Consider the following 15,358-nt stretch of genomic DNA (forward strand, 5'->3'; position numbering starts at 1 on the left):
GAAACGTTCATGCCTGGTCCTCAGCGCAGGGGCGGCGGGTCCGGTAACACCCAAGAAGGTGGTGGCGGCCGTCGCGAGAATCGTCGCGAGGGTGGCGGCCGCGGCAACGCGCCCGCCGAGAAGACCCCGCACCTCGAGCGGGTCGTCGCGATCAACCGCGTCGCCAAGGTCGTGAAGGGTGGTCGTCGCTTCAGCTTCACCGCCCTGGTCATCGTCGGCGACGGCGACGGCACGGTCGGCGTCGGCTACGGAAAGGCCAAGGAGGTGCCCGCGGCCATCGCCAAGGGTGTCGAGGAGGCCAAGAAGCACTTCTTCAAGGTTCCGCGGCTCGCGGCGAGCATCCCGCACCCGGTGATCGGCGAGGACGCGGCCGGTGTCGTGCTGCTCAAGCCGGCCTCCGCCGGTACGGGCGTCATCGCCGGCGGCCCGGTTCGTGCCGTCCTGGAGTGCGCGGGCATCCACGACGTGCTCTCCAAGAGCCTCGGCTCCTCCAACGCCATCAACATCGTCCACGCGACGGTGGCGGCGCTGAAGAAGCTCGAGTCCCCGGAGGCCGTGGCCGCGCGCCGTGGCCTGCCGGTCGAGGACGTCGCGCCGGCCGCCATGCTGGCCGCTCGCGCCGGGGTGGGGGCATAGCCATGGCCCGTCTGAAGGTGACCCAGATCCGGTCCGAGATCGGTGGCAAGCAGAACCAGCGTGACACGCTGCGGACGCTTGGCCTGAAGCGGATCCGCGACGTGGTCGTCAAGGAGGACCGCCCGGAGATCCGCGGCATGATCCACACTGTGGCGCACCTCGTCACCGTGGAAGAGGTGGAGTAATCCGATGACGATCAAGCTGCACCACCTGCGGCCCGCCCCGGGCGCCAAGACCGACAAGACCCGTGTGGGTCGCGGTGAGGGCTCCAAGGGCAAGACCGCCGGTCGTGGTACCAAGGGCTCCAAGGCCCGTAAGAACATCTCGGCGGCGTTCGAGGGTGGGCAGACGCCCCTCCACATGCGCCTGCCGAAGCTCAAGGGCTTCCGCAACCGCAACCGGATCGAGTTCCAGGTTGTGAATCTTGCACGCCTCGCGGAGCTTTTCCCGCAGGGCGGCGAGGTCGGCGTGGCCGAGCTGGTCGACGCCGGTGCCGTCCGCAAGGGCGAGCTGGTGAAGGTCCTCGGCGACGGGGAGCTCGGCGGCGTGAAGCTGCAGGTCAGCGCGCACAAGTTCAGCGCGTCGGCCAAGGAGAAGATCCAGGCGGCCGGCGGCTCTGTGAAGCTGCTCGGCGGCGACAGCGAATAGAGCGCTATCGTGGCGTCCACCATCTTGGTGGGCGCCACGCGGCGCCTTCAAAGCCGGACGTGATGTGCCCCGGACATCCTGTTAGAGTCCGTTGCGCAGTAGCACACTCGACTCATACGTTCGACAGCGTCACCCGCACCACCCGGACCCCACCTCGTCGGCCGAACGACCGGCCGCCTTGCGCAGGAGGATGAAGTTGCTCTCCGCCTTTGTTAGTGCGTTCCGAACGCCTGACCTGCGCAAGAAAATCCTGTTCACGTTGCTGATGATCGCCATCTACCGGCTCGGCGCCACGCTGCCCAGCCCCGGCGTCAGCTACGGCAACGTGCAGAAGTGCCTCAACATCGTCGAGAACAGCAAGGACAACCAGGTCTTCACCCTGTTGAACCTGTTCTCCGGTGGGGCACTGCTCCAGCTGTCGGTGTTCGCGCTGGGCATCATGCCCTACATCACCGCGAGCATCATCCTCCAGCTGCTGACGGTGGTGATCCCGCGCCTTGAGCAGCTGCGCAAGGAAGGCCAGTCCGGCCAGGCGAAGATCACGCAGTACACGCGCTACCTGACCCTCGGCCTCGGCATCCTGCAGGCCTCGGCGTTCGTCGCCCTGGCGCGGTCCGGCCAGCTCTTCGGTGGCGCGTGCGACCAGTCGCAGTACCCGATCATCCCGGACACCGGCAAGATCCCGATGTGGCTGACGCTGGCCGCCCTGGTCGTCACCATGACCGCCGGGACCGGCGTCATCATGTGGCTGGGCGAGATGGTCACCGACCGCGGCGTCGGCAACGGCATGTCGGTCCTCATCTTCACCTCGATCGCGGCCCGGCTCCCGATCGAGGGCATCCAGATCTGGCAGGACAACAAGACCACGTTCTTCGTGATCGTCGGCCTCGCGGTCGTGGTCATCGCCTTCGTGGTCTTCCTCGAGCAGGCCCAGCGCCGCATCCCGGTGCAGTACGCCAAGCGGATGATCGGCCGGCGGATGTACGGCGGCACCTCGACCTACATCCCGCTGAAGGTCAACCAGGCGGGTGTCATCCCGGTCATCTTCGCCTCGTCGCTGCTCTACATCCCGCAGCTGATCACCTCGTTCGCGGGTTCCGACTCGACGAACAAGACGATCCTCTGGATCAACCGGAACATCGTGCCGCAGAACAGCGCCTGGCACATCTCGATCTACTTCCTGCTGATCATCTTCTTCACCTACTTCTACGTGTCCATCACCTTCAACCCGACCGAGGTGGCGGACAACATGCGGAAGTACGGTGGTTTCGTGCCCGGCATCCGCCCGGGCAAGCCGACGGCCGAGTATCTTGACTTCATCCTCAGCCGCATCACGCTTCCCGGCGCGCTTTACCTGGGCATCATCTCGATCCTGCCCAACCTGCTCATCGGGATCGTGGGCGGCGGGCAGGCTCTGCAGAACTTCCCGTTCGGTGGCACCGCGGTACTCATTATTGTTGGTGTGGGCCTCGAGACGGTGAAGCAGATCGAGAGCCAGCTGATGCAGCGCAACTACGAAGGGTTCCTCCGGTAGTGAGGCTGGTGCTGGTAGGTCCCCCCGGGGCGGGCAAGGGGACCCAGGCCGAGTACATCGCCGCGCATCTCGCCGTGCCCAAAATCTCCACCGGCGACATCTTCCGGGCCAACGTCGGGCAGGGCACCCCGCTCGGCGTCGAGGCCAAGCGGTACATGGACGCCGGGCAGCTGGTGCCGGACGAGGTCACCATCAACATGGTGTCCGACCGGCTGGCCGAGGGGGACGCGACCGACGGCTTCCTGCTCGACGGCTTCCCGCGCACGGTGCCGCAGGCCAACGCGCTGGACAAGCTCCTGGCCGACCTCGGCACCGGGTTGGACATCGTCCTCGAGCTCGTCGTGGAGAACGAAGAGGTCATCCGCCGGCTCTCGGGCCGGCGGACCTGCCGTGGCTGCGGCAAGATCTGGCACGTCGAGTTCGACGCGCCGACGCACGACGGCGTCTGCGACCGCTGCGGCGGCGAGCTGTTCCAGCGCGACGACGACAAGGCCGAGACCATCGCCGAGCGGCTGAAGGTCTACGCGCGCGACACGTCGCCGCTGGTGGACTACTACGGCGCACAGGGCAAGCTGGTGGGCATCGACGCGACGGGTCCGGTCGAGGACGTCACCGTTCGCGCGATCGACGCCCTCCGTTCCTACGGCGCCTGAGCGCACAACAGCACACGACGGGTAAGTCTCATGGCCCCTCATCAGCTCGAGATCGAGCTCAAGACGCCCGAGCAGATCGGCCTCATGCGCCGCGCCGGGCTGGTCGTGGCGGACGCGCTGGAGCGGATGCGGGCCGCGGTCGCGCCCGGCGTCTCCACCGCGGAGCTGGACCGCATCGCCGAGGAGACCATCCGAGCCGCGGGCGCCGTGCCGTCCTTCAAGGGCTACCACGGCTACCCGGCCTCGATCTGCTCCTCGGTCAACGACCAGGTCGTCCACGCGATCCCGAGCCCGCGGCAGATCCTGGCCGAGGGTGACCTCATCTCCATCGACTGCGGCGCCGACCTCGACGGCTGGCACGGGGACGCGGCGATCACGGTCGGCGTCGGAGCGGTACACCCGGATATGCGCAGTCTCGTGCGCGTCGCCGAGGACGCCATGTGGGCGGGCATCGCCGCGGCCGCCCGGGGGGCGCGCTCGGGCAAGGGGCGGCTGACGGACATCTCGTTCGCCATCCAGTCCTCGATCCGCAAGGCCGGCCGCTTCGGCATCGTCGAGGGCTACGGCGGGCACGGCATCGGCAGCGCCATGCACCAGGACCCGTTCGTGCAGAACTCCGGCCGCCCGGGCAAGGGCCCGCTGCTGCGGCCCGGCATGGCGCTCGCCATCGAGCCGATGATCACCCGGGGCAAGCCGAAGGTCGCGGAGCTCGACGACGGCTGGACCGTGGTGACCGTCGACGGCTCGGCCGCGGCGCACGTGGAGCACACGATGGCCTTCTGCGAGGACGGCGTCTGGGTGCTCACCGCGCACGACGGCGGGCGCGGCCGGCTCGGCGACCTTGTCACGGCCCGGGAGCCCGTCCCCGCCGCCGAGTAAGGGAAATACCGGGGTGGAACCGGTGTGCGCCTCGATGCGATGCTGTGTGCAGTGTCCGAAGGGGGAACGGTGGCAGACCGGCGGGAAGACCTGCGCGCGGCCGACGTGGACCGGCAGTTCGTGGCGGAGCGCCTGAAGGCGGCGCTGGACGAGGGCCGGCTGTCGCTCGGCGAGTACGACGACCGGCTGAAGGAGGCCTACGCGGCCCGGACGTACGGCGACCTGGACGGCATCCTCAAGGACCTCCCCGGCTTCCACCCGGCGGGCGGCTCCCAGCTGGCGCCGCAGGAGCCCGTGGTCGACGACCCGGACGAGCGCCGTGGGCGCGGCGACACTCGGAGCAACCCGCGCTGGCTGATCGGCATCTGGAGCGCCTGGCTCGTCGCCGTCTCGGTCAACGTGGTCATCTGGGCGCTGGTGAGCCTGTCCTCCGGCGAGGCCGTCTACTTCTGGCCGATGTGGGTCGCGGGCCCGTGGGGTGCGGTGCTGCTCGTCTCGACGTTCTCGGTCAAGGCGCTCGGCCACAGCCCGGACGAGAACGAACAGCGACGCTACCGGGACAGTTAGATACCCCCGATTTGGTAGCTGGGGGACCCGCGCGTAGACTTGCCGATTGGCGCAGAGCGTCCACTCCGGCATGCCCCCACGCGCTTCTAGTGGCATGACCGGAGCCGCGGCTGGCTCGGGGTCCCGTGACCTCGAGAAATGGATGCGAGCGTCGACCAACCGACCCGATGTCAGGTAGCGGAGGACATGCCGAAGAAAGACGGGGCCATCGAGATCGAGGGCCGAGTGATCGAGCCACTGCCGAACGCGATGTTCAGGGTGGAGCTCGCCAACGGCCACAAGGTCTTGGCGCACATCAGCGGCAAGATGCGACAGCACTACATCCGCATCCTGCCCGAGGACCGTGTGGTCGTGGAGCTTTCGCCCTACGACCTCACTCGCGGGCGCATCGTCTACCGCTACAAGTAATCGGTGTCGGTACCCAGTTAACGGTCGGGTTCTGTCGTGCCCGCTCGCAATGAGCGCGTGCGCAGCGAGAGTTAGGCAAACCGTGAAGGTCAAGCCGAGCGTCAAGCGGATCTGCAACAACTGCCGGGTCATCCGGCGGCATGGCCGGGTCATGGTCATCTGCAGCACTGACCCGCGCCACAAGCAGCGCCAGGGCTGAGTCCCCGGCACCCGCTTTTCTGAGTAACAGCCCGTTCCAGCCTCGGGCGGCCCGCCGGCAACGGCGTGGCGTGCGTGGGGCTGCACCCCTGGTCGGAGGCCAGGGCCCGTCTGTGGGCAGACGGGAGTGGAGCGGGCACAGACCTCCGCACACTTGAGGAGCACGCCCACTTATGGCACGTCTCGTCGGTGTCGATCTCCCGCGCGACAAGCGCACCGAGATCGCACTCACCTACATCTACGGCATCGGGCGTACCCGCGCCGTCGAGACCCTGGCCGCCACTGGCATCGACCCGAACAAGCGGGCCCGTGACCTGACCGATGAAGAGGTCGTGCAGCTGCGCGACTACATCGAGGCCAACTACAAGGTTGAGGGTGACCTGCGCCGCGAGGTCGCCGCGGACATCCGCCGCAAGGTCGAGATCGGTTGCTACGCGGGCATCCGGCACCGTAAGGGCCTGCCCGTGCGCGGTCAGCGCACGCGGACCAACGCGCGCACCCGCAAGGGTCCGAAGCGCACGGTCGCCGGCAAGAAGAAGCCGGGCAAGAAGTAACCACCGGTCCGATCAGAAACGTATCTAGGAGCGCATAGAGAATGCCGCCGAAGGCTCGCGCCGGTGGGGCCGCTGTCAAGAAGGTCCGGCGCAAGGAACGCAAGAACGTCGCCCACGGGCAGGCGCACATCAAGAGCACGTTCAACAACACCATCGTGTCGATCACCGATCCGACCGGTGCTGTGATCTCCTGGGCCTCTGCCGGCCAGGTGGGTTTCAAGGGCTCGCGCAAGTCGACCCCGTTCGCCGCGCAGCTGGCCGCCGAGGCCGCCGCGCGCCGCGCGATGGAGCACGGCATGCGCAAGGTCGACGTCTTCGTGAAGGGCCCCGGTTCCGGCCGGGAGACCGCGATCCGTTCGCTGCAGGCCGTGGGCCTGGAGGTCGGGCAGATCTCTGACGTCACGCCGCAGCCGCACAACGGCTGCCGTCCGCCGAAGCGCCGCCGGGTCTAAGGGAAGAGAAGAACATGGCTCGCTATACAGGTGCCGACTGCCGCCGTTGCCGGCGCGAGAAGATGAAGCTGTTCCTCAAGGGCAGCAAGTGCGACGGGCCGAAGTGCCCGTTCGAGTCGCGTCCCTTCCCGCCCGGCCAGCACGGCCGCGGCCGGCCGAAGGAGACCGAGTACCTCCTGCAGCTGCGCGAGAAGCAGAAGGCCCGCCGCATCTACGGCGTGCTGGAGCGGCAGTTCGCCGGCTACTACGAGGAGGCCGTGGCCAAGCCGGGCAAGACCGGTGAGGAGCTGCTGCGCATCCTCGAGTCGCGGCTCGACAACGTCGTGTACCGCGCCGGCCTGGCGTCGTCGCGCGACATGGCTCGCCAGCTCGTCAAGCACGGCCACATCGTGGTCAACGGCCGGAAGGTGGACATCCCGTCGTACCGCCTGCGTGAGCACGACATCGTGCAGGTGCGGGAGAAGTCGCGGGAGCTCACCCCCTTCCAGGTCGCGCAGGGCCTCGCGGGCAGCAAGACCGTCCCGGCGTGGCTCGAGTTCATCCCGAGCGAGTTCAAGGTCCTGGTGCACAGCCTGCCGGCCCGGCAGGTCATCGACACCCAGGTCCAGGAGCAGCTCATCGTCGAGCTCTACAGCAAGTAGCAAGACTGTCGGAGGGGCCTCATGGCCCCTCCGATACGGAGCGCGTCAAATAGCGGGCGCGCAACGAAACTGGAGGAAAGAACGTGCTCATCTCCCAGCGGCCCAGCCTCGCGGAAGAGTCGATCAGCGAGGTCCGGTCCAAGTTCACCATCGAGCCCCTCGAGCCTGGCTTCGGGTACACCCTCGGCAACTCGCTGCGGCGCACCCTGCTCAGCTCGATCCCGGGCGCGGCCGTGACGAGCATCAAGATCGACGGCGTGCTGCACGAGTTCACCACGATCCCCGGCGTCAAGGAGGACGTGGTCGAGCTCGTCATGAACATCAAGGAGCTGTGCGTCAGCTCCGAGCTTGACGAGCCGGTGTCGATGTACCTGCGCAAGCAGGGCCCCGGCGACGTCACCGCGGGCGACATCCAGCCCCCGGCCGGCGTCTCCGTGCACAACCCCGACCTCAAGCTGGCCACGCTCAACGGCAAGGGCCGCCTCGACATGGAGCTCACCGTCGAGCGGGGCCGCGGCTACGTCACGGCCAACCAGAACAAGCAGCAGGGCCAGGAGATCGGGCGCATCCCGGTCGACTCGATCTACTCGCCGGTGCTCAAGGTGACGTACCGCGTCGAGGCGACCCGTGTCGAGCAGCGCACCGACTTCGACCGGCTCATCATCGACGTCGAGACCAAGGCGTCGCTGACCCCGCGCACCGCGCTGGCCTCGGCCGGCTCGACGCTGGTGGAGCTGTTCGGCCTCGCGCGCGAGCTGGACGAGACCGCCGAGGGCATCGACATCGGCCCGTCGCCGCAGGACGCGCAGCTCGCGGCCGACCTGGCGCTGCCGATCGAGGAGCTGGACCTCACCGTCCGCTCCTACAACTGCCTCAAGCGCGAGGGCATCAACTCCGTCGGTGAGCTGATCAGCCGCACGGAAGCAGACCTCCTCGATATAAGGAATTTCGGTCAGAAGTCGATCGACGAGGTCAAGATGAAGCTCGCCGGGATGGGTCTGGGTCTGAAGGACTCCGCCCCGACGTTCGACCCGGCCCACGTCGTGGACTCCTTCGCCGAGGTGGACTACGACGCCGACGACTACCGCGAGACCGAGCAGCTGTAGTTCAGCCGCTGTATTAGAGGAGCCCTGACAATGCCCACGCCCACCAGAGGTCCCCGCCTCGGCGGCAGCCCCGCGCACGAGCGGCTGATGCTGGCGAATCTCGCCACGTCGCTGTTCAAGCACGGTCGCATCACGACGACCGAGACGAAGGCCAAGCGGCTGCGCCCGCTCGCCGAGCAGCTCATCACCAAGGCCAAGCGCGGCGACCTGCACGCGCGCCGTCAAGCGCTCTCCGTGGTGCGGGACAAGGACGTGGTGTTCGCGCTGTTCGACCAGATCGCGCCGCGGTTCAGCAACCGTCCGGGTGGCTACACCCGCATCGTGAAGACGGGCCCCCGCAAGGGCGACGCCGCTCCGATGGCGATCATCGAGCTGGTCGAGGAGCTCGAGGTGGCCGCCCCCAAGGCGCCGCGCAAGACCGCCCGGAAGGCCGCCAAGGCCGACTCGATCGCGGTGCTCGCCGGCGACGACGCGGACGAGACCCCGGCCCCGGCCGCGGCGTCCTCGCCCGCGGACGAGGACGCCGCCGAGGCGAAGGACGAAGAGACCAAGGCCTGATCACCGGTCGAGGTTCGTCGGCCCGGCACCCTTTCGGGGGTGCCGGGCTTTCTTTTGGGAGTTGTACCGCATGAGCGTGCGCATCCGCCTGGACGTCTCCTACGACGGGACCGACTTCTCCGGCTGGGCCCTGCAGCCGGGCCGCCGGACGGTCGCGGGCGAGCTCCTCGCGGTCCTGGAGCGCCTGTTCGGCTCGGTCGCGGGCCTGACCGTGGCGGGGCGCACCGACGCCGGCGTGCACGCGACCGGGCAGGTGTGCCACGTCGACGTGGAGGAGGAGCGCTGGGCGGTGCTCGAGTCCGCCCTCGTGCGCAAGCTGGCCGGGCTCCTTCCGCCTGACGTGCGCGTGCTCGCCGCGGGTGCGGTGCCGCCCGAGTTCGACGCGCGCTTCTCGGCGCTGGCGCGGCGGTACGAGTACCGCGTCACGGATGCCCCCTTCGGCGCCGAGCCCCTGCGCCGCCGCGACACGCTCGCCTGGCCGCGCCCGCTCGACCTGGCGCTGCTGAACGAGGCCGCGGCGGGGCTGGTGGGCGAGCACGACTTCGCCGCGTTCTGCCGGCGCAAGGAGCACGCGAGCACGATCCGGGCCGTGTCGCGGATGGACTGGCGCCGCGATGCCGACGGCACCGTGGTGGCCACCGTGGCGGCGGACGCGTTCTGCTGGTCGATGGTCCGCAGTCTCGTGGGGGCGCAGCTGGTGGCGGGGGACGGGCGGCGGGCTACCTCGTGGCCGGGTTCGCTGCTGACGCGGACGGTGCGGGCCGACGAGGTGGTGGTGGCGCCGGCGCACGGGCTCACGCTGGTCGAGGTGACCTATCCGGGTGACGCGGATGCGTTGAGTGCGCGGGCGGAGCTGACTCGGCGCCGCCGGGATCTCTGACGGTTGGGGCTCGATAAGTCGGGCGCTCCGCGCCGCGACTTATCGCCTTTATCGGCATTTTTCGCGTTCTGCGACACATGGCCGTTTCGCGGCATTCAGCCACTCCGGCGCCCAGGCGTTGGCGGCGGGCCGAAACTGGGTCGGCGCTGCGGCGGGACCGCGCTGAGCCTGGGCGGAACCACGCGGCGGCGGGCCTGCGCTGAGCCTGGGCGGAACGGCGTGGCGGCGGACCGCCAACTGGGCTTGATCGAGCCGGTGGCGACTCGGCGTCCGCGCTGAGTCCGGCCCGCGCTGAGCGTGGGCGGAACCGCGTGGCGGCGGGCCTGCGCTGAACGTGGGCGGCACCGCGTGGCGGCGGGCCGCAAACTGGGCCCGGTCGAGCCGGTGGCGACCCGGAGTCCGTGCTGAGACCGCTGCGCCCGCGGTGGACGAGGGCGCAGCGGGAGCCCGCGGGCGATCAGCTCGGCGGGGCCGAGCCAGGCAGGGACGCGGCCGGGGTCGCCTCGGGCTGGATGACCGAGCGGTTCTCGATGATCCCGTTGTCCAGGTACGTCTCGACGATGTCGTACGTGATCTGGTTCGGATACGGGTCGCCCTGGGTGAAGTTGTTGCCGTCGACGCGGGCGATCACGCAGTACGTGATGAAGTGCCCCTTGTAGTTCCACCCGAGCTGCGTCGGCGCCCGCACGAGCGCGTCGGTGCCGGTGCCCGCGCCCACGCTCATGCCCGCGAACCGGCCCTTCTGACCGTCGACGATGGGCTTGATCCCGTCGAAGGTCTTGGCCGCGACCTCCTCGCTGGTCACGTTGAAGATGCCGGCCGTGATGAGGTACTCCTGATTCGGCGACTTCATCGTCGCGCGCACGACCTCCGAGCACCCCGCCCCGGCGAGCAGCGTCGCCAGCTGCTCGGTCGCGGCCACCTTGCAGTCGTTGGACGCCTTCGTCGCCAGGATCACGTAGGGCGCCTCGTCCGGCACCGCCACGATGTTGTTGCTCGGGAACACCTCGGCCTCGGTGAGCGCCTTCGGGTCCACGTCGCGGCTGCTGATGTCGCGCTTCTTCGGCGCCGACGACTGGCCGGACTTGGCCGACTCCGGCCCGTTCTTCTCGTCCTTGAAGATGAACCAGGTGCCCACGCCGCACACGCCGAGCACGACGACGACCGCGATCGCGCTGAGCAGCGCGACCCACCGGTGCGGCCGCGGGACCGGGCGCACCGGGTCGATGACGGCTCGCGGGCGGTCCAGCCGGTCGAGGCGCTCCGGCGGGTCCCCGCGGTCGGGGCGGCGGGGCGGCTCACGCAGGGCCCGCTTGGTGCCCCCGGTGGTGTATTCGCCCGTGTACTCCCCGGAGCCCCGACCCCCGCGGCCCCGGCGCGCGCCGGAGGGCTCGTCGTAGCGGTCGTGGCCCGGCTCGTCCTCGGGCGCGCGGCGCTGCTGCGGGGGCTCGTCGTACGCGGGCCGGCGCCGCATGGCCTCGTCGCGCCGCCGCACCCCGCTGTCGTCGCGGCGCCCGGTCTCGGGTGGGGCCGCCGACTCGAACCCGGCGCGGGCGCGGCGTCCGGTGCTCTCGAGGTCGTCGTCGTACGCCGGGCGCCCCCGACGCCCGCGCGGGTCCTCGCCCGGGCGGAACATCGTGGTCTCGCCGGCGTAGGGCGCGCCGCTGCGGGGCCCGTCCTCGTCGAACCCGCGCGCGGGCGGGTCGTTGGCCGGGGCGCCGTACGTGCGGGCGGAGCCGTTGCCTGCCCCGTTGGCACCGTCGCGCCGACGGCGGGCGCCCGTGTCGTCGCCGGGGCGGAACATCGTGGTCTCGCCGGTGTAGAGCGCTCCGCGGCCGCCGTTCGCCTCGTCGCCGGGTTCCCCGAACCGATTGCGAGGCTCGGGCTCGGCCGCGCGCCGGCGCCCGCCCGCGTCACCCGTGCGGGGCTCATCGGCGGCCCGGCGGCGCCCGCCACCGTTGACCTCGCCGGTGCGGGGACCGAGGTCGCCTGTGCGGGAGCCGAGGTCGCCTGTGCGGGGACCGAGGTCGCCTGTGCGGGAGCCGAGGTCGCCTGTGCGGGGACCGAGGTCGCCTGTGCGGGAGCCGAGGTCGCCTGTGCGCGGGCCGGTGTCACTCGTCCGGGGGCCGAAATCGCTGGTCCGCGGGGTGAAGTCGCCGGTGCGCGGGTCGGCCGCGTAGGCGCGCTGCTCCTCGGCGGCGCGGCGGGCCCGGCGGGCGGCGCCGCTCGTGGGCGACGAGTCCGGGCGCATGTTCGGGAAGATCGGCACCAGCGGCGGCGGGTCGGCCGGCGGGTTGGCCGCGCTCAGTTCGCCGAGCGGCTTGATGATCGGGGTCAGTTGGGGACCGTGATCGTACGACTCCGAGGCGCGCGCCTCCTCCTCGTCCCGCGCGCGCCGGCGGCCCCCGCGCGGCTCGTCGAGGCCGGCGCCGGGAAGCTGCTGGTCGAGCGGGGGGCGGGCCGGGGGTGCCGCCGGGCGTCCGTAGACGCCGCTGGGGGAGTCGTCGTCGGCGGCCCGGCGGCGACCCGCGGGCGGCGCGGAGGCGTCCGGCGTCGACCAGCCGTCGACGTTGGCCGGGCGGCTCGGGGGCGCGGCCGGTGGGAGCGATCCGGGGCCGAAGACGCCGCTGGGGGAGTCGTCGCGCGACCGGCGGCCGCGCCGGGTGTCCCCGGTCCGCGGCTCGCGGATGTCGCCCGTGCGGGAGTCGCCGCGCGGGTCACCTCCGCGCGGGTCGCCGGGGCGGGAGTCGGCGCCGGAACGGGAGTCGGCGCCGGGGCGGCGGATGGCCGTCGTGCGGTCGAAGTCGCCGGCGCGCTCGCCGGTGCCGGAGCGCTCCATGCGCCCGGGGCGCTCGAAGGAGGCGGCGCGCTCGCCCGTGCCCGAGCGCTCCATCCGGCCCGGGCGGTCGAACGAGCCCGAGCGGTCGGGCGGACCCGGACGGTCGGCCGGGCCCAGGCGGTCGAGCGGGCCCGGGCGGTCGAAGGATCCGGAGCGGTCCATCGGGTCGGGACGGTCGAAGTCGAACGAGCCGGAGCGGTCGGGAGGGCCGGGGCGGTCGAAGGGGTCGGGCGGCCCCGCGAAGGGGTCGGGCTCGCCGCGTCCGCTGCCGCGCAGACCGGCCAGCCAGTTGTCGGCTTCGTCCGCCTCGTCCCGGCGGAACGAGTCGGATCGCCGCTTCCGGCGCTGCTCGTCCCGAGAAGTCATGTCGCACAGGGTAGCCGACGCCGTCGCGCGGTGGCTTGTCGGCGATGTTGCGCACAATCCGAACGGGTGGCCGCGCAAACCGCCGGTCACCTGCGCGTGGACAATGCGTTGCGGAACGCGGGTGATGGAGGGCATGTTGTCAGGCGAGCACTACTTCTCGGCCGACCCGGAGGTCGCGCACCAGCGCCACGAGGTCGTGTTCGAGGCCCTTGACCAGGAGTTTCGTCTGGCGTCGGCGTCCGGGGTGTTCTCCTGGAGCGGGCTGGACCGGGGCACCGCGGTGCTGCTGGCCGAGGCCCCGCCGCCGGGGCCGGACACGGAGGGCGCGCTGCTGGACCTGGGCTGCGGATATGGCCCGATCTCGATCGTGCTCGCCACCGCCGCGCCCAGGGCGACGGTGTACGCGATCGACGTGAATCAGCGCGCGTTGGACCTGGTGCGGGAGAACGCGGGCGGGCGGCGCATCGTCGCGGCGCTGCCCGACGAGGTGCCGGAGACTGTCAGCTTTGCGCAGATCTGGTCCAACCCGCCGATCCGCATCGGCAAGGCCGAACTGCACGCGCTGCTGCTGCGGTGGCTGCCCCGGCTCACCCCGGACGGCGTCGCGTGGCTGGTCGTGGCCAAGAACCTGGGCGGCGACTCGCTGCAGCGCTGGCTCGCCGAGCAGGGCTTCACGGCCGAGCGCCACGCGACCGACAAGGGTTTCCGGGTGCTGCGCGTCGGAAAACCGCTTTCGTGACGTACGGCTGCCGATGAAGCTCTTCAGACGTGGGATATGTGGACGTCGCAGGGGTCGGGCACACGCTGCCGGACGGCCGTGAGCTCTTCTCCGAGGTCTCGTTCCGGGTCGGCGAGGGCGCGAAGGTGGCGCTCGTCGGGCCCAACGGGGCCGGCAAGACGACCCTGCTGAAGATGGTCGCCGGCGACCTGCCGGTGCGCGAGGGCGCCGTCGCGCGCTCGGGTGGGCTGGGCGTGATGCGCCAGTTCATCGGCATGATCGGCGACGATCGGACGCTGTACGACCTGGCCCTGCAGCTCGCGCCGCCGCGCCTGAGCGAGGTCGGGCACCGGCTGGCCACGGCCGAGCGCGCGCTGGCCGACGGGACCGAGAAATCGCAGCTCAGATACGCGAACGCGCTGACGGCGTGGGGCGAGGCGGGCGGGTACGACGCGGAGGTTCTCTTCGACACCGTGAGCGTCGCGGCGCTGGGCCTGCCGTGGGACGCCACGCGGGACCGGCCGGTGCGCACGCTGTCGGGCGGGCAGCAGAAGCGGTTCGCGCTCGAGCTGCTGCTGCGCGGCGAGGACGAGGTGCTGCTGCTGGACGAGCCCGACAACTTCCTGGACGTACCGGGGAAACGCTGGCTGGAAGAGCGGCTCCGCGAATCCCCGAAGAGCGTGCTCTATGTCTCGCACGACCGCGAGCTGCTGGCCCGGTCCGCGGATCGCGTGGTCGCGGTCGAGGGCGGCTCCGCGTGGGTGCACCCCGGCGGGTTCGCGTCCTGGCACGAGGCCCGCGGCGCGCGCCACGAGCGCCTGGAGGAGCAGCGGCGGCGCTGGGACGAGGAGCACGAGAAGCTCAAGGCGCTCGTGCTGATGTACCGCACCAAGGCCGCCTACAACGACGGGCTGGCGTCGCGCCTGCAGGCCGCCCAGACCCGCCTGCGCAAGTTCGAGGAGGCCGGGCCGCCGCCGGCACCCCCGAAGGAGCAGGACATTCGCATGCGTCTTTCCGGGGGTCGTACGGCCAAACGCGCCGTCATGTGCGAGCAGCTGGAGCTCGACGGGCTGACCTACCCGTTCGACCTGGAGATCTGGTACGGCGACCGCGTGGCCGTCCTCGGCGGCAACGGCACCGGCAAGTCGCACTTCCTGCGGCTGCTGGCCCGCGGCGGCACCGACCCCGACGGCCCCCAGATCGGCACCTGGTCCGGGTCGATCGGCGCGGAGCTCGCCCCGGTGGCGCACGGCGGCCGGGTGCGCCTCGGCGCGCGGGTGCGGCCGGGTCACTTCTCACAGACGCACGACCGCCCGGAGCTGCTGGACAAGACCCTCGCCGAGATCCTGTGGCGCGGCGACGACTGGCGGGCCGGCCTGCCGCGGCCGCAGGCGATCCCCGCGCTCGGGCGCTACGAGCTCGCGGCCCAGGCCGACCAGCGCTTCGGCACCCTCTCCGGCGGCCAGCAGGCCCGGTTCCTGGTGCTCCTGCTCGAACTGTCCGGGGCGACGCTGCTGCTGCTCGACGAGCCGACCGACAACCTGGACCTGGCCAGCGCGGAGGCGTTGGAGGAGGGGCTGCGGGGCTTCGACGGCACCGTGATCGCGGTCACGCACGATCGCTGGTTCAGTCGTTCCTTCGATCGGTACGTGCTCTTCCGCGCCGACGGCGAGGTCGTCGAGGTCCCCGAGCCGGTCTGGGAGGGCCGCTCCTGACGGACT

18 protein-coding genes are annotated in these 15,358 nt (G+C 70.9%); 17 read left to right on the plus strand and 1 reads right to left on the minus strand.

The window, feature by feature from the left end:
• Positions 1-9: 9 nt before the first annotated feature.
• The 15 genes from rpsE to truA all read left to right on the plus strand — a co-directional run bounded on the left by rpsE (position 10) and on the right by truA (position 9,714).
• A complete protein-coding gene (rpsE, locus tag AC6JBM_RS47565) occupies positions 10-636 on the plus strand; it encodes a 30S ribosomal protein S5 (protein ID WP_344615997.1) in 627 nt (208 codons plus the stop codon).
• 2 nt (positions 637-638) lie between these two features.
• Entirely contained in the window at positions 639-821 is a 183-nt protein-coding gene (rpmD, locus tag AC6JBM_RS47570; RefSeq protein ID WP_350611883.1) for a 50S ribosomal protein L30, read from the plus strand.
• Positions 822-825: 4 nt separating this feature from the next.
• Entirely contained in the window at positions 826-1,284 is a 459-nt protein-coding gene (rplO, locus tag AC6JBM_RS47575; protein WP_497980201.1) for a 50S ribosomal protein L15, read from the plus strand.
• 196 nt (positions 1,285-1,480) lie between these two features.
• Positions 1,481-2,818, plus strand: a complete 1,338-nt coding sequence (secY, locus tag AC6JBM_RS47580) for a preprotein translocase subunit SecY (RefSeq protein ID WP_497986697.1) — start codon at positions 1,481-1,483, stop codon at positions 2,816-2,818.
• Positions 2,818-3,471 carry an adenylate kinase gene (locus AC6JBM_RS47585; RefSeq protein ID WP_350611885.1) on the plus strand — a complete coding sequence of 218 codons (654 nt, stop codon included), beginning with the start codon at positions 2,818-2,820 and terminating at the stop codon, positions 3,469-3,471. Before secY ends, AC6JBM_RS47585 begins: the two co-directional genes overlap by 1 nt.
• Positions 3,472-3,501: 30 nt before the next feature.
• Positions 3,502-4,350 (plus strand): type I methionyl aminopeptidase, encoded by an 849-nt coding sequence (gene map, locus AC6JBM_RS47590; protein ID WP_497980202.1) that lies wholly within the window; start codon positions 3,502-3,504, stop codon positions 4,348-4,350.
• A gap of 69 nt (positions 4,351-4,419) precedes the next feature.
• Entirely contained in the window at positions 4,420-4,917 is a 498-nt protein-coding gene (locus AC6JBM_RS47595; RefSeq protein ID WP_497980203.1) for a DUF1707 SHOCT-like domain-containing protein, read from the plus strand.
• Positions 4,918-5,103: 186 nt separating this feature from the next.
• A complete protein-coding gene (gene infA / locus AC6JBM_RS47600; RefSeq protein ID WP_007073013.1) occupies positions 5,104-5,325 on the plus strand; it encodes a translation initiation factor IF-1 in 222 nt (73 codons plus the stop codon).
• An 82-nt stretch (positions 5,326-5,407) separates the two neighbouring features.
• Positions 5,408-5,524, plus strand: coding sequence for a 50S ribosomal protein L36 (gene rpmJ, locus AC6JBM_RS47605; protein ID WP_014440745.1), 117 nt, complete (start codon positions 5,408-5,410; stop codon positions 5,522-5,524).
• Between the two features lie 172 nt (positions 5,525-5,696).
• Positions 5,697-6,077 (plus strand): 30S ribosomal protein S13, encoded by a 381-nt coding sequence (gene rpsM, locus AC6JBM_RS47610; protein WP_350611888.1) that lies wholly within the window; start codon positions 5,697-5,699, stop codon positions 6,075-6,077.
• A 41-nt stretch (positions 6,078-6,118) separates the two neighbouring features.
• Positions 6,119-6,529, plus strand: a complete 411-nt coding sequence (gene rpsK / locus AC6JBM_RS47615) for a 30S ribosomal protein S11 (protein WP_223099064.1) — start codon at positions 6,119-6,121, stop codon at positions 6,527-6,529.
• A gap of 14 nt (positions 6,530-6,543) precedes the next feature.
• Complete coding sequence (rpsD, locus tag AC6JBM_RS47620; RefSeq protein ID WP_350611889.1) at positions 6,544-7,170, plus strand: 30S ribosomal protein S4; 627 nt, start codon at positions 6,544-6,546, stop codon at positions 7,168-7,170.
• 83 nt (positions 7,171-7,253) lie between these two features.
• A complete protein-coding gene (locus AC6JBM_RS47625) occupies positions 7,254-8,276 on the plus strand; it encodes a DNA-directed RNA polymerase subunit alpha (protein WP_350611890.1) in 1,023 nt (340 codons plus the stop codon).
• Positions 8,277-8,306: 30 nt separating this feature from the next.
• Complete coding sequence (gene rplQ, locus AC6JBM_RS47630) at positions 8,307-8,834, plus strand: 50S ribosomal protein L17 (RefSeq protein WP_497980204.1); 528 nt, start codon at positions 8,307-8,309, stop codon at positions 8,832-8,834.
• 70 nt (positions 8,835-8,904) lie between these two features.
• Positions 8,905-9,714, plus strand: a complete 810-nt coding sequence (truA, locus tag AC6JBM_RS47635) for a tRNA pseudouridine(38-40) synthase TruA (protein ID WP_497980205.1) — start codon at positions 8,905-8,907, stop codon at positions 9,712-9,714.
• Between the two features lie 457 nt (positions 9,715-10,171).
• Here the strand turns inward: truA and AC6JBM_RS47640 are convergent, their stop codons facing one another.
• Positions 10,172-12,919 (minus strand): hypothetical protein, encoded by a 2,748-nt coding sequence (locus AC6JBM_RS47640; protein WP_497980206.1) that lies wholly within the window; start codon positions 12,917-12,919, stop codon positions 10,172-10,174.
• 136 nt (positions 12,920-13,055) lie between these two features.
• Here AC6JBM_RS47640 and AC6JBM_RS47645 point away from each other — a divergent pair, with 136 nt between their 5' ends.
• Complete coding sequence (locus AC6JBM_RS47645) at positions 13,056-13,658, plus strand: class I SAM-dependent methyltransferase (RefSeq protein ID WP_497986698.1); 603 nt, start codon at positions 13,056-13,058, stop codon at positions 13,656-13,658.
• A 29-nt stretch (positions 13,659-13,687) separates the two neighbouring features.
• Complete coding sequence (locus AC6JBM_RS47650; protein ID WP_497980207.1) at positions 13,688-15,352, plus strand: ABC-F family ATP-binding cassette domain-containing protein; 1,665 nt, start codon at positions 13,688-13,690, stop codon at positions 15,350-15,352.
• Positions 15,353-15,358: the final 6 nt, after the last annotated feature.

It is taken from the genome of Dactylosporangium thailandense, from assembly GCF_059739745.1.